The organism is Pseudomonas sp. GCEP-101 (assembly GCF_025133575.1).
Taxonomy (GTDB): domain Bacteria; phylum Pseudomonadota; class Gammaproteobacteria; order Pseudomonadales; family Pseudomonadaceae; genus Pseudomonas; species Pseudomonas nitroreducens_B.
Genome location: NZ_CP104011.1, coordinates 1,556,233 through 1,568,972, shown reverse-complemented (window position 1 = coordinate 1,568,972; position 12,740 = coordinate 1,556,233). Strand labels below are relative to the sequence as shown.

Sequence of the window (12,740 nt, the reverse complement as noted above, 5' to 3'; positions counted from 1 at the left end):
CGAAGACCGATGACGGCCTCGCCGATTCCAATAAAGCTCGCCAACCACCACTCGGGGAAACTCCATGAAGCCCATGCGCACCTTGCTTGCCGGCCTGTTCCTGGCCGGCCTCGCCAGCACCTCTTTCGCCGCGACCGAACTGAAACACTGGCCCGCCCCGGCCGCCAAGCAGCTCGATGCCCTGATTGCCGCCAACGCCAACAAGGGCGCCTTCGCGGTCTTCGACATGGACAACACCAGCTACCGCTACGACCTCGAGGAATCGCTGCTGCCCTTCCTCGAAATGAAAGGCGTGCTGACCCGCGAGAAGCTCGACCCCTCGCTCAAGTTGATCCCCTTCAAGGACGTCAACGGCCACAAGGAAAGCCTCAACAGCTACTACTATCGCCTCTGCGAAGTGGACGACCTGGTCTGCTATCCCTGGGTTGCCCAGGTGTTCTCCGGCTTCACCCTCAAGGAGCTCAAGGGCTACGTCGACGAGCTGATGGCCTACGGCAAGCCGGTGCCCAGCACCTACTACGATGGCGACGTGGTCAAGACGATCGAGATCAACCCGCCCAAGGTCTTCACCGGCCAGACCGAGCTGTACAACAAGCTGATGGAGAACGGCATCGAGGTCTACGTGATGACCGCCGCCCACGAGGAACTGGTGCGCATGGTGGCCAGCGATCCCAAGTACGGCTACAACGTGAAGCCCGAGAACGTCATCGGCGTGACTACCCTGCTCAAGGATCGCCAGAGCGGCGCCCTGACCACCGCACGCAAGCAGATCGCCGAAGGCAAATACGATCCCAAGGCCAACCAGGACCTGGAGGTCACTCCCTACCTGTGGACCCCGGCGACCTGGATGGCCGGCAAGCAGGCGGCGATCCTCACCTACATCGACCAGTGGAAGAAACCGATCCTGGTGGGCGGCGACACGCCCAGCAGCGATGGCTACATGCTGTTCAACGGCACCGCCGAGAACGGCGTGCACCTGTGGATCAACCGCAAGGCCAAGTACATGGACCAGTTGAACGGCATGATCAAGAAGAATGCCGATGCCCAGGCCAAGCTCGGCCAGCCGGTCACTGCCGACAAGAACTGGGTGATCGTCACGCCGGAAGACATCCAGTAACGGCGCGTCCTCTGGAACGCAAACGCCCGGCAGAAATGGCCGGGCGTTTGCGTTCAGCGCGGGGTTAGGCGATGACGTCGTGGTTCAGCGGCAGGGCCGCGTGAAGATCGCTGGCCGAGTGGAACAGCGATTGGGCGGCCGCATCCGCCGCCTTGGCCTGCACGCTCACGGCATGGTCGCCGGCGAACTCGATGGCAGCCTGGCCGACCTGCAGCAGATCGGCCAGCTTCACGCCGGTCAGCGCCTGCGAACCCTGGGTTGCCACGTTCACATCGGACTTGCCGGTGAAGGACTGGCAGTCGGTGTTGAAGAAGCTGTCGACCAGCACGGCCGTGCTCTTGATCCCGTGCTGAACCAGCAGGCCGAGGTCGGTTTTGCCGGCGGCGCCTTCCTTGCCGGCTTCCAGTTGCGAGGAATTGATGAGATTGACCGCCGTGGCCAGCCCGTCCAGCACCTTCACGGCCACATCCGCCTTGCCGAGGGCGCCGTTCGGGGTGGCGGCGAGAGCGGCATCGACGTGGGTGTGGGTCGTGGTGTCGCCGCTCTGGGTGGCGACATCCGTGGTGTTCTGGACAACCCCCGATTCCTTGCCGAGGTTGAACAGGGTGTTGTTGGTCACGTCGACGACCTTGATCAGGTCATTGAGTACCTTGACGCCCACGTCGACCTTGCCGGAAACGCCCGATGGGCTGGTGTTGACCTGCGTGTTCACGCCGACGTCCACCGCCGAGCCGCTGGCGTCCTGGGTCTTCACCGCGACCGCCACCTGGGCCGTGCCCTTGGTGGCGTCGGTGTTCACGACGGTGCCAACCGAGACGCCGGTGGTCGGGGTCGCCAGGTTCAGATTGAAGTTCAGCTTGCCCAGCGCCGAGTTCGAGGCGCTGTTGCCGATGCCGAGAAAACTAAGCAGTCCCATGTTCATGCTCCTTGATGGCCAGTGCTGATCCGTTACGCCCTTGCAGCGCTTCGCAGGCTGCCGTGGGCGACTCATCAAGAAGCAAGGTAAAGCGTGAGACGGCACCGGGACTGTCAGCTCGTGCAGCGTTGCCGGGTGGACATTTCAGAACATTCGCGAGGGCGTTCTGGCCCTTCGTACTTGGCTGAAGGGCAATTCGCAGTTGTCCGATCCTGTCCGAGATTTTGCGCAAGGTTGGCCCAGGCAGGGCCCCGTGGAACACCAATTCCGGGTGAATGACTCAAGTATTGTCCTGGGCCGCCGATAGCCTGGGCAGACCGGCGAACAACGCCGGCATTCCCCTCGAACCGAAGCAGGCCGCTCCTCGAACCCCGGGCGACGGCATGCCGTTGCGTGCAGAACCCGAAAAATGAACCAGCCCCGATCCCGCATCGCCCTGCAATTGGCGGTGGCCCTGGCCGTGCTCCTGATGCTGTTGATCAGCGGCAGCACGCTGTTTGCCCTGCGCTCGCTAGACAGCGCTACCCTGACCACCCGCGAAGAGCACCTGGCCAGCGAAGCGCGCCTGTTGGCGGACCAGTTGGAGACCTTCCACGGCACCCTGCGCGAGAGCACCCAGCGCCTCGCCGGGCTGTTCGAGCAGCGCTTCGCCGCCGGCCTCACAGCGCGTCCCGAGGAGCGTGTGCCGGTCGCTGCGCTGCAGGCGCCGGCGCTGTACCTGGGGGACACCCGGCTGAACGGCGATTTCACCCTGGTCGACGAATTCCGCCAGCTCACCGCCGGCGTCGCCACCGTGTTCGTGCGCGATGGCGAGGATTTCGTGCGTATCACCACCTCGCTGACCAAGCAGGACGGCAGCCGCGCCATGGGCACCGTGCTCGACCACGGCAGCCCGGCCTATGCGCTGCTGATGCGCGGCGAAAGCTACGTCGGCCGCGCGCTGCTGTTCGGCCGCTACTACATGACCCAGTACACCCCGGTGCGCGACGGCAGCGGGCGGGTGATTGCCGTACTGTTCGTCGGCTTCGACTACACCGACGCGCAGAAGCGCCAGTTCGACAACCTCGGCCGTTTCCGCCTCGGCCAGGGCGGTTCGCTGGCGCTGCTGGACGAACAGCACCACTGGCTGGTGCCGCCGGCCGGCGCACGCGACCCCGAGCGAGCGGCCGAGAGCCTTGCCGGCCTGCTGGACAGCCCCGGCCGCGGACGTTTCTGGAGCGATGGCGACGACGACTTCTACAGCGTGGCGCAGCCCTTCGCCGGTGGCCCGTGGACCGTCCTGGCGAGCATGCCCAAGGACGAAATCCGCGCGGTGACCTGGCGCGTCGGCGGCCAGTTGGCCATGGGCAGCCTGATCGCCATGCTGCTGGCGGTGGTCGCCACCACCTGGCTGCTGCGCCGCCGCCTGCGCCCGCTGGGCGACCTGGTGCGCCAGGCCCAGGCGCTGGGCGCTGGGGACCTGGGCGCGCGCCTCACGGTGTCCAGCCACGATGAAATCGGCGACCTCGCCCGCAGCTTCAACCAGATGGGCGAGGCGCTCTCCAGCATGGTCGCGCGGGTACGCGGCGCGGCGGAGGACGTGGGGCATTGCTCGCGCTCGCTGTCCGGGCTGTCCAGCGGCGCCTACGCCGGCATGGAGCAGCAGTCCGGCGAGATCAACAGCATGGCCGGCGCGGTGGAGGAGTTCAGCGCCACCTCGATGGACATCGCCGACAACATGCGCAGCACCGAGCGCATGGCCAGCGAGAACACCCGCCAGACCCACATCGGCCTGCAATCGATGGACGATGCCTCGGCATCGCTGGCGCAGATCGCTGGCGCGCTGCAGCGGACCGTGGAGCGGGTGAACCGGCTGGGCGCGCGCTCCCAGGAGATCGGCAGCATCGTCGGGGTGATCACCTCCATTGCCGAACAGACCAACCTGCTGGCGCTCAACGCCGCCATCGAGGCCGCCCGCGCCGGCGAGCAGGGGCGCGGCTTCGCGGTGGTGGCCGACGAGGTGCGCAGCCTGGCGGCGCGCACCCAGGCCGCGACCACGGAGATCTCGCAGATGATCGGCGCCATCCAGCAGGACACCGGCAGCGCCATCGAGACCATCGAACAGGGCAGCCAGCTGATGCAGCACGGGCTGACGCTGAACGAGAAGGTTGCCGCCGCGCTGGCGCAAATCTCCCAGCAGAGCAGCGCCGCCGGCGAGCAGTTCGCCGCCATCACCACCGCGACGCAGGAGCAGAGCCGCACCGCGACCCTGCTCAGCAGCAACCTGCAGGGCATCGCCCAGGCCAACAGCGAACAGCGTCAGGTGGTGGCCGACCTGGCGCAGACCGTGCGCGAGCTGGACAGCCTGGCGGCCGGCCTGCGCGAGGAGGTCGGGCGGTTCCGTTGACCGCGCGCGTCAGTCCCTGAGCTGGCCCAGCCCGTACTCGAGGCTGGCGGCGGACAGCTCGCCCATCTGGCTGTGCTTCAGGCGCCCCTGGGCGTCGTAGAACAGTGTGGTGGGCATGCCGTAGGAGCCGGTCGCCTGGCCGAGGCGGTTGCCGCTGTCGAGCAGCACCGCCGCGTCGCTCAGGCCCTGGTCGCGCAGGAAACGCTGCACCGCCTCGGCGTTCTCGCCCTGGTTGACCAGCAGGAAGCGCACGTCGCCGTACTGCTTCTGCGCGGCCTCCAGTACCGGCATCTCGCGCCGGCACGGCGGGCACCAGGTGGCCCACAGGTTCACCACCATGGGGCGGCCGTCCAGCGCGCGCAGGTCCACGGCGGCGCCGCGCAGGTCCATCACCGTGAGCTCGGGAAGCTGCTGGCTGCGGTCCAGCGCCGAGGTCACCGCCTTGCCGCCACCCCACAGGCACACGCCGACCAGGGCCGCGACGGCCAGCGGGCGGCGCAGTTCCGCCCTGCGCCAGGCCAGCAGCGTGCCGATCAGCGCGGCAGCGATCACTCCCGGCAGCGCGAGAAAGCCGCCATCGCGGATATCCAGGATGCCCAGCGGCGTCGCCGCGTACTGCTCGACGTACCGCGTGACGAACGCCAGCCGCGCCGCCAGCAGGCCGCCAATGAGCATGGCGAACAAGGCGCCTTCGGGATTCGCGCCGCGCTTGCGCCCGGCCAGCCAGCCGGCCAGCAGGGCGCCGAAGAAGCCGAGGTAGAGCAGTACGTGGGGCAGGGGGATGGCCAGCGGGCCGAGGGTGAGACTGGTCAAAGCGGGTGCCTGGCAAAAGGAAACCACGGTACAGCAGGGCGCCGCCGTTCGGCAGCGCCGGGCTGTGGATAAATGTTTCGCCTCAGGCCGGCAGCGCCTCCGCGTGCTGCTCCTGCAGCTCGGCGGTGAGCCGCGTGGCGCAGGCGCCGACCTTGCGCACCGCCTCTTCGATCAGTGCCAGGTCGCGGTTGGAGTAGTTCATGCGGATGCAGTTGCGGTACTTGCCCGAGGCGGAAAAGATGTTGCCCGCCGCCACCTGCACATTGTCACGGCGCAGCTCCTGATTCAGCCGCACGCTGTCGAACTGCGGGTCGAACTCGACCCACAGCATGAAGCCCCCGCGCGGCCGGGTGACCCGTGCGCCCGCGGGGAAGTAGCGGCCGACCCATTCGGTCATCAGGTCGCGATGCCGCTGGTACTGCGCGCGCATGCGGCGGATGTGCGGTTCGTAGTGGCCGCCGCCGACGAACTCGGCCAGCGCCATCTGCGGCTGCGGCGCGCAGGTGCCGCTGGCGATGTACTTGAAGTGGAGGATGCGGTCCAGGTAGCGCCCGGGCACCACCCATCCGGTGCGCAGGCCGGGCGCCACGGTCTTGGAGAAGGAGCTGGCCAGCAGCACGCGGTCGTCGGTATCGAAGGACTTGATGCTGCGCGGCCGCGGGAAGGCATAGGCCAGTTCGCCATAGACGTCGTCCTCGAGGATCGGCACGTCGTAGCGCGCCGCGAGCGTGAGCAGGGCGCGCTTGCGGGCGTCGGGCATGATGTAGCCCAGCGGGTTGTTGCAGTTGGGCGTGAGCAGGATGAGCTTTACCGGCCACTGTTCCATGGCCAGCTCCAGCGCTTCCAGGCTGATGCCGTTGCTGGGGTCGGTGGGGATTTCCAGCGCTTTGAGGCCATACGCCTTGAGCGCCTGCATGGCGCCGTGGAAGCTCGGTGAGTCGATGGCGATGATGTCGCCCGGCTCGCAGATGGCGCGCAGGGTGATCGCCAGCGCCTCCTGGCAGCCGGTGGTGATGACGATCTCGCTGGGCGGCACCTGGCAGCCGGAATCCAGCATCAGCCGGGCGATCTGTTCGCGCAGCGGCAGCGAACCCTGGATGCCCTCGTAGCCCAGGCTCTGCAGGTCGGTGCGGCGTGCGGCGTGCACCATCGCCCGCTGCAGCGGCTTGAGCGACGGGCTGGCGATATCCGGCGTGCCGCGCCCGAGCTGGACGAAATCGCCGCCCGGTGCCCGGCGCACCTGTTCCAGCACCTGGTCCCACTGCGACACGTCCACCGGCCGCTGCGCCGGGCGGGTCATGGCCGGCATCGGCGGCAGCTCGCGGCGTTCGGGCACGAAGTAACCGGACTTCGGCCGCGGCTCCACCAGTCCGGCATCCTCCAGCACGCGGTAGGCCTGCTGCACGGTGCTGATGCTGACGCCGTGCTCCTCGCTCAGCGCGCGCACCGAGGGCAGGCGGGCGCCGGGGCGGTACAGGCCCTGCTCGATGCGTTCGCCCAGGGTGGCGGCCAGTTGCACATAGCGTTTCATGACAGATCTCCCTTGCCGGGTGGCTTCGGCTGGATGCAGTACAGATGGAGAAAAAATACGCCATTCAGACCGATTTTTCTCGCTTCTGTATGGAGAAAACTTCTCCAGGTTGAATCTGTAATGCTTTTCGCCGATCCGCCACGCTAGTCCCACGTCCGGAGAACCGACTGGAGGAGTGACGACATGAGCGGCCTGAGCGATGTGCGGCTGACCCTTTACCAACAGGAACTGCTGGAAATCCCCGGCGTGCGCGAAGCACCCCGCGGCTTGCAGGAGAGCCGCTGGCAGCAGTTCTGGCGCCGGGTGCGCACCCGCAAGCAACTGCTGGAGCTCAGCGACGCGCAGCTGCGCGACATCGGCATCAGCCGCGAGCAGGCCAAGCTGGAAGCGATGCGGCCGTTCTGGCGCTGCTGATCGGTCAATGAATCGTCAGGGAGTGGCCATGAGCGAGACACGTGCGGCCGCGTTCGAACGGATTGCCGGCGAACTGGGCTACGACTTCAGCGGTGAGATGAAGATTGGCGGCAACTATGTGCCGTTCGTCATCGACGGCCATCAGGTTCATGTCAGCGGGCAGATTCCGCGGGTGGGCGACGAAGTCGTCGTCACCGGCCGGGCGGGCAGCGAGGTCTCGTTGGCCGAGGCCCAGTTGGCGGCGAAGGTCTGTGTGCTGCGTGCGCTGGCGTTGCTACGCCAGGCGCTGGGCGACCTCGACCGTGTGCGCAAGGTGCTGCAGCTCAATGTGTTCGTGCAGTGTGCCGAGCACTTCACTCAGCTGAGCGAGGTGGCCGATGGTGCTTCGGCGGTGCTGTACGAGGTGCTGGGCGCGGCCGGCGTGCACACCCGCACGTCGGTCGGCGTCTACCAGTTGCCGAAGGGCGCGACGGTCGAGCTGAACCTCCTGGCGGTTGCGATCGATCGCCCCGGCTAATGCCCCGCCCGGTATTGCAGCGCTTCGGCCAGATGCGGACGAGCGATGCTGTCTGCCTGCTGAAGGTCGGCCAGGGTTCGGGCGACCTTGAGAATCCGGTGCAGGGCGCGCAGTGACAGGTTCAGGCGCTCGCCGGCCTTCTCCAGCCAGGCCTGGTCTTCTGGGCTCAGTGCACAATATTGGTGCATCTTCTTCAGGGTGAGAAAGGCGTTGGCGCAACCCTGGCGGGCAAGCTGGCGCTGGCGCGCGGCGGCGACCTGAACGGCCAGCTCGGCGCTGCTGGTACTCGGCCCGCTGGGCGCCAGGCTGGTACTTTCGCGGCTGACGGTGAGGTGCAGGTCGATGCGGTCCAGCAGCGGCCCGGACAGCTTGGCGCGGTAGCGCTGGACCTGTTCCGGCGAGCAGCGGCAACGGCCGCTGGGGTCGCCGAGGTAGCCGCAGGGGCAGGGGTTCATCGCCGCCACCAGCTGGAAGCGCGCGGGGAAGCGCACGCGACCGTTGGCGCGGGCGATGACGATTTCGCCCCCTTCCAGCGGCTCGCGCAGCACCTCCAACACCTTCCTGTCGAACTCGGGCAACTCATCGAGAAACAGCACGCCTTCGTGCGCCAGGGTGATTTCCCCCGGCTGCGGGCGACTGCCGCCACCCACCAGCGCCGGCGCGGAGGCGGTGTGGTGCGGCTGGCGGAACGGGCGTTGCGGCCAGTGGGTCAGCGGCCCCCGCCCGGCGACGGAATGGATCGCGGCCACCTGCAGCGCCTCGTCTTCGTCCAGCGGCGGCATCAGGCCGGGCAGGCGGCTGGCGAGCAGCGTCTTGCCGGTGCCGGGCGGCCCGCTGAACAACAGGTTGTGCGCGCCGGCGGCCGCTACCAGCAGCGCACGCTTGGCCGCGGCCTGGCCCTGCACTTCCGACAGGTCGGGATACGGCGGCGTCACCCGCAGCAGGCCGTTGGCCTCGTAGGGGCGCAGGCGTTCCTGGCCATTGAAGTGCGCGGCCAGCTCCAGCAGGTGACCGACCGCGTAGACGGTCAGGCCGCTGGCCAGGCTGGCTTCCTCGGCGTTTTCCCGCGGGACCACCAGCGTGCGGCCCGCGGCGCGGGCGGCGAGGGCGGCGGGCAGCACGCCGGGCACCGGGCGCAGCGTGCCGGAAAGCGCGAGCTCGCCCAGGCATTCCAGCTCCTCCAGGCCGGCGGCATCGGCCAGTTGGCCGCTGGCGGCGAGGATGCCCAGGGCGATGGCCAGGTCGAAGCGCCCGCCGTCCTTGGGCAAGTCGGCCGGGGCGAGATTGAGCGTGATTCTGCGGTTGGGGAAATCGAAGCCTGAGTTGAGCAGGGCGCTGCGCACGCGGTCCTTGCTCTCCTTCACGGCGCCTTCGGGCAGGCCGACCAGGGTCAGCGACGGCAGGCCGTTGGCCAGGTGCGCCTCGACGGTGACGCCGGGCGCTTCCACACCGACCTGGGCGCGGCTATGGACGATGGCGAGGGACATGGATCACTCCTGGATCGCATGCCACCCGCCAGGCGGGGCCTATTCTTCGGCGGCGGGGGCGTTGGTATCGGCAGGCGCGGACAGCCTGGCTTCGATCTCCGCGACCTTGGCTTCCAGCGCCTCCAGGCGGGCGCGGGTGCGCGCGAGGACGACCATCTGGCTGTCGAATTCGTCGCGGCTGACCAGGTCGAGCTTGCTGAAGGCGCTCTGCATCAGAACCTTGAACTGGGCTTCCAGCTCGGCCTTCGGCAGGGGCGATTCGCCACCGAACAGGCGTCCGGCTTGTTGGCTGATGGCATCGAGGAAGGCTTTGGGCGGCAGCATGGTTCATGGGTTCCGGATTGAATCAGAGCGCAGTCTATCACGCAGCCGGCGCTGGCTGCGGCGCCCGGGGTTGCACGCTTTTTGAGCAGTGTGCCCGCTCGCCGTGCGCGCTTTCGGTGCGCCAAGGCGGCGCTGGCGTTTCGCCAGAAATCCTCGTTTGAGCCCAAGTAGCTGATGCCACGGGGCTTTTCACGAACTGGCAAGCTTCATGCTTTGGGGCAGATAGGGCGTGCACCGATGCAGTTCCGGTGCTGCAGGCGAGGCGGAGGACCGCTTCGATCAACGCAGTCGGAGTGCTGAGGTAGGGCGGCCGGCGCATTACAAAAGCCAGACACTGCGCTTAGACTTGTCCCCGGGTTCGTTCTTCCTGGGGCGGGTCCACCAAAACACGGGAGAGAGTTACATGAAGCTAGTCACAGCCATCATCAAGCCGTTCAAGCTGGACGACGTTCGTGAGTCGCTGTCCGAGATCGGCGTGCAGGGCATCACTGTGACCGAAGTCAAGGGCTTCGGCCGGCAGAAGGGCCACACCGAGCTGTACCGTGGCGCGGAATACGTTGTCGATTTCCTGCCCAAGGTGAAAATCGACGTCGCCATCGCCGATGACCAACTGGATCGTGTTATCGAAGCCATCACCAAGGCCGCCAACACCGGGAAGATCGGTGACGGCAAGATCTTTGTTGTAAATCTGGAACAGGCCATTCGTATCCGTACCGGCGAAACCGGCACCGACGCGATCTAAGCCAAGCCCACACCGAACCCCACGCCCCAGGAGAAACAACAATGACTCTGCGCAAATACGCAGGGCTAGGCGCCCTATTGCCCCTCGCAATGCCCGGCCTGGCCATGGCCGACGAGGCAGCGGCCCCCGTCCTGAACAGCGGCGACACCGCCTGGATGCTGATTTCCAGCGCACTGGTGCTGCTGATGACCATCCCCGGCCTGGCCCTGTTCTACGGCGGCATGGTGCGCGCCAAGAACGTCCTGTCGATCATGATGCAGTGCTTCGCGATCACCGCGCTGGTCAGCATCCTCTGGGTCGTCTACGGCTACAGCCTGGCCTTCGATACCGTCGGTATGGAGAAGGGCGTGGTCAATTTCGCCTCCTTCGTCGGCGGGTTCGACAAGGCCTTCCTCAGCGGCCTGACCAGCACCGGCCTGACCTCGGCGGCCGCGCTGTTCCCCGAAAGCGTCTTCGTGATGTTCCAGATGACCTTCGCGATCATCACCCCGGCCCTCATCGTCGGCGCCTTCGCCGAGCGTATGAAGTTCTCCGCGATGCTGATCTTCACCGCGCTGTGGTTCACCCTGGTCTACGCACCGATCGCCCACATGGTCTGGAGCGGTGACGGCGGCCTGCTGTGGGACTGGGGCGTGCTGGACTTCGCCGGCGGCACCGTGGTGCACATTAACGCCGGTATCGCTGGCCTGGTGGCGTGCATCGTGCTCGGCAAGCGCAAGGGCTACCCGACCGCTGCCATGGCGCCGCACAACCTGGGCTACACCCTGATCGGCGCCGCGCTGCTGTGGGTGGGCTGGTTCGGCTTCAACGCCGGCTCCGCCGCTGCCGCCAACGGCACCGCCGGCATGGCCATGCTGGTCACCCAGATCGCCACCGCTGCCGCCGCCCTGGGCTGGATGTTCGCCGAGTGGATCACCCACGGTAAGCCGAGCGCCCTGGGCATCGCGTCGGGCGTCGTGGCTGGCCTGGTTGCCGTCACCCCGGCCGCCGGTACCTGCGGCCCGATGGGCGCCATCGTGATCGGCCTGGCTGCCGGCGTGATCTGCTTCTTCGCCGCCACCAGCCTCAAGCGTGCCGTCGGCTACGACGACTCCCTGGATGCCTTCGGCGTGCATGCGGTCGGCGGTATCGTCGGCGCCCTGCTCACCGGCGTGTTCGCGGCTCCCGCCCTGGGCGGCTTCGGCACCGTGACCGACATCGGCGCGCAGCTGTTCACCCAGTTCAAGGGCGTGGCCTTCACCATCGTCTACACCGGTATCGTCAGCTTCGTGATCCTCAAGGTCCTGGACCTGGTCATGGGCCTGCGCGTCACCGAGGAAGAGGAAACCGTGGGCCTGGACCTCTCCCTGCACAACGAGCGCGGCTACAACCTGTAAGGGTTCGCGCACGTTCGACGAAGGGCGCCCTCGGGCGCCCTTTGTTTTTTCGATCAGCACGCTAGAATGCGCGCGCATCACCGTTAGCGACGGAAGGATTGCCCGCCATGTGGCAGCAGAAGACCCTCACCCTGCGCCCTCGCCCGCGAGGTTTCCACCTGGTCACCGACGAGATCCTGGCCGCGCTGCCGGAGCTGTCGCGTTGCCGGGTCGGCCTGCTGCACCTGCTGTTGCAGCACACCTCCGCCTCGCTGACGGTCAACGAGAATGCCGACCCTTCGGTGCGCCGCGATTTCGAGCGATTCTTCAATCGCCTGGTGCCCCAGGGGGAGGGCGGCTACGAGCACGACTACGAAGGCCCGGACGATCTTCCGGCGCATTTCAAGGCCAGCCTGCTGGGCTGCCAGCTGACCCTGCCGATACAGGAAGGAGGGTTGGCATTGGGCACCTGGCAGGGTATCTATCTGGGCGAGCACCGCGATCATGGCGGCCCGCGCCGGATAGTGGCGACCTGGCAGGGCGAGCTTGTATGAATTTTTTCCGGCTGCGTTCGTCAAACCGCGCAGCTGGGCTATAACTAACGTGCTTTGCAGCACCACAGAGGTTGAATAATGAGCGACGAAGAACTGGAACAGGACGAGCTGGACGGCGCTGACGAGGATGATGGCGAGGAGCTCGCCGCAGCTGACGACAGCGAAGTCGACGCCGACAGCGGCGACGGGGATGAAGCCCCTGCTTCGAAGGGCGGTGGCAAGAAAGCCAAGGCCGCTGCTGAAGAAGAGGAACTGCCCTCGGTCGAAGCCAAGCAGAAGGATCGTGACGCCCTGGCCCGCGCGATGGAGGAGTTCCTCAATCGCGGTGGCAAGGTGCAGGAGATCGAGCCGAACGTCGTGGCCGACCCGCCCAAGAAGCCGGATAGCAAATACGGCAGCCGCCCTATCTGATATCTGAGGTTTCATGAAAACGGCCCCGTCGCTCCCTCGGAGCGGCGGGGCTTTTTCTTAGCCGTTTATTTCCTGCGATCTGTCATGAGCGTAGGAGCGGACTCCGTCCGCGATTGGACGCCGGCGCGATGCGGACAGTCCCCTCCCCAGCCCTGGCCATGCGCCCCGCTCCA

At 67.0% G+C, this 12,740-nt stretch carries 13 protein-coding genes; 8 read left to right on the top strand and 5 right to left on the bottom strand.

Features of this window, described 5'->3' with window-relative positions:
- Window positions 1-64: 64 nt before the first annotated feature.
- A complete protein-coding gene (locus N0B71_RS07105; RefSeq protein ID WP_442964651.1) occupies window positions 65-1,117 on the top strand; it encodes a haloacid dehalogenase-like hydrolase in 1,053 nt (350 codons plus the stop codon).
- A gap of 64 nt (window positions 1,118-1,181) precedes the next feature.
- On the opposite strand, the gene N0B71_RS07100 is transcribed toward N0B71_RS07105, so the two are convergent.
- Window positions 1,182-2,033: a hypothetical protein gene (locus tag N0B71_RS07100; RefSeq protein WP_259758064.1), complete on the bottom strand. Its 852-nt coding sequence runs from the start codon at window positions 2,031-2,033 to the stop codon at window positions 1,182-1,184.
- A gap of 409 nt (window positions 2,034-2,442) precedes the next feature.
- On the opposite strand from N0B71_RS07100, the gene N0B71_RS07095 reads away from it, so the two are divergent.
- On the top strand, window positions 2,443-4,419 hold the full coding sequence (locus tag N0B71_RS07095) for a methyl-accepting chemotaxis protein (protein ID WP_259758063.1): 1,977 nt from the start codon (window positions 2,443-2,445) through the stop codon (window positions 4,417-4,419).
- Between the two features lie 9 nt (window positions 4,420-4,428).
- On the opposite strand, the gene N0B71_RS07090 is transcribed toward N0B71_RS07095, so the two are convergent.
- Window positions 4,429-5,232, bottom strand: coding sequence for a TlpA disulfide reductase family protein (locus tag N0B71_RS07090; RefSeq protein WP_259758062.1), 804 nt, complete (start codon window positions 5,230-5,232; stop codon window positions 4,429-4,431).
- An 82-nt stretch (window positions 5,233-5,314) separates the two neighbouring features.
- The gene (locus tag N0B71_RS07085) at window positions 5,315-6,763 is read right to left on the bottom strand and encodes an aminotransferase-like domain-containing protein (protein ID WP_259758061.1); all 1,449 of its coding nucleotides are present in this window, start codon (window positions 6,761-6,763) and stop codon (window positions 5,315-5,317) included.
- 183 nt (window positions 6,764-6,946) lie between these two features.
- Here N0B71_RS07085 and N0B71_RS07080 point away from each other — a divergent pair, with 183 nt between their 5' ends.
- Together N0B71_RS07080 and N0B71_RS07075 are read left to right on the top strand one after the other, a co-directional pair.
- Window positions 6,947-7,177: a DUF1127 domain-containing protein gene (locus tag N0B71_RS07080; RefSeq protein ID WP_259758060.1), complete on the top strand. Its 231-nt coding sequence runs from the start codon at window positions 6,947-6,949 to the stop codon at window positions 7,175-7,177.
- Window positions 7,178-7,205: 28 nt separating this feature from the next.
- A complete protein-coding gene (locus tag N0B71_RS07075; RefSeq protein WP_259758059.1) occupies window positions 7,206-7,694 on the top strand; it encodes a RidA family protein in 489 nt (162 codons plus the stop codon).
- Here N0B71_RS07075 and N0B71_RS07070 read toward each other — a convergent pair.
- Window positions 7,691-9,181 (bottom strand): YifB family Mg chelatase-like AAA ATPase, encoded by a 1,491-nt coding sequence (locus tag N0B71_RS07070; protein WP_259758058.1) that lies wholly within the window; start codon window positions 9,179-9,181, stop codon window positions 7,691-7,693. The genes N0B71_RS07075 and N0B71_RS07070 overlap by 4 nt on opposite strands.
- Before the next feature lie 39 nt (window positions 9,182-9,220).
- Window positions 9,221-9,505, bottom strand: a complete 285-nt coding sequence (locus N0B71_RS07065) for an accessory factor UbiK family protein (RefSeq protein WP_259758056.1) — start codon at window positions 9,503-9,505, stop codon at window positions 9,221-9,223.
- Window positions 9,506-9,908: 403 nt separating this feature from the next.
- Between N0B71_RS07065 and glnK the strand changes: the two genes are divergently transcribed.
- From glnK to sutA, 4 genes are all read left to right on the top strand, one after another.
- A complete protein-coding gene (gene glnK, locus N0B71_RS07060) occupies window positions 9,909-10,247 on the top strand; it encodes a P-II family nitrogen regulator (protein WP_003457590.1) in 339 nt (112 codons plus the stop codon).
- Window positions 10,248-10,288: 41 nt separating this feature from the next.
- Window positions 10,289-11,623, top strand: a complete 1,335-nt coding sequence (locus N0B71_RS07055; protein WP_259758052.1) for an ammonium transporter — start codon at window positions 10,289-10,291, stop codon at window positions 11,621-11,623.
- A 107-nt stretch (window positions 11,624-11,730) separates the two neighbouring features.
- The gene (locus N0B71_RS07050; protein ID WP_259758051.1) at window positions 11,731-12,156 is read left to right on the top strand and encodes a secondary thiamine-phosphate synthase enzyme YjbQ; all 426 of its coding nucleotides are present in this window, start codon (window positions 11,731-11,733) and stop codon (window positions 12,154-12,156) included.
- Window positions 12,157-12,234: 78 nt separating this feature from the next.
- Window positions 12,235-12,567, top strand: coding sequence for a transcriptional regulator SutA (gene sutA / locus N0B71_RS07045; protein ID WP_017520751.1), 333 nt, complete (start codon window positions 12,235-12,237; stop codon window positions 12,565-12,567).
- Window positions 12,568-12,740 lie beyond the last annotated feature (173 nt).

What these genes read in the sequence shown, in the direction of transcription:
- N0B71_RS07075 (WP_259758059.1), top strand. Translation starts at nt 7,206, where the DNA reads ATGAGCGAGACACGTGCGGCCGCGTTCGAACGGATTGCCGGCGAACTG.
- N0B71_RS07055 (WP_259758052.1), top strand. Translation starts at nt 10,289, where the DNA reads ATGACTCTGCGCAAATACGCAGGGCTAGGCGCCCTATTGCCCCTCGCA.
- N0B71_RS07070 (WP_259758058.1), bottom strand. Translation starts at nt 9,181, where the DNA reads ATGTCCCTCGCCATCGTCCATAGCCGCGCCCAGGTCGGTGTGGAAGCG.
- N0B71_RS07105 (WP_442964651.1), top strand. Translation starts at nt 65, where the DNA reads ATGAAGCCCATGCGCACCTTGCTTGCCGGCCTGTTCCTGGCCGGCCTC.
- sutA (WP_017520751.1), top strand. Translation starts at nt 12,235, where the DNA reads ATGAGCGACGAAGAACTGGAACAGGACGAGCTGGACGGCGCTGACGAG.
- N0B71_RS07065 (WP_259758056.1), bottom strand. Translation starts at nt 9,505, where the DNA reads ATGCTGCCGCCCAAAGCCTTCCTCGATGCCATCAGCCAACAAGCCGGA.
- N0B71_RS07050 (WP_259758051.1), top strand. Translation starts at nt 11,731, where the DNA reads ATGTGGCAGCAGAAGACCCTCACCCTGCGCCCTCGCCCGCGAGGTTTC.
- N0B71_RS07085 (WP_259758061.1), bottom strand. Translation starts at nt 6,763, where the DNA reads ATGAAACGCTATGTGCAACTGGCCGCCACCCTGGGCGAACGCATCGAG.
- glnK (WP_003457590.1), top strand. Translation starts at nt 9,909, where the DNA reads ATGAAGCTAGTCACAGCCATCATCAAGCCGTTCAAGCTGGACGACGTT.
- N0B71_RS07100 (WP_259758064.1), bottom strand. Translation starts at nt 2,033, where the DNA reads ATGGGACTGCTTAGTTTTCTCGGCATCGGCAACAGCGCCTCGAACTCG.
- N0B71_RS07095 (WP_259758063.1), top strand. Translation starts at nt 2,443, where the DNA reads ATGAACCAGCCCCGATCCCGCATCGCCCTGCAATTGGCGGTGGCCCTG.
- N0B71_RS07080 (WP_259758060.1), top strand. Translation starts at nt 6,947, where the DNA reads ATGAGCGGCCTGAGCGATGTGCGGCTGACCCTTTACCAACAGGAACTG.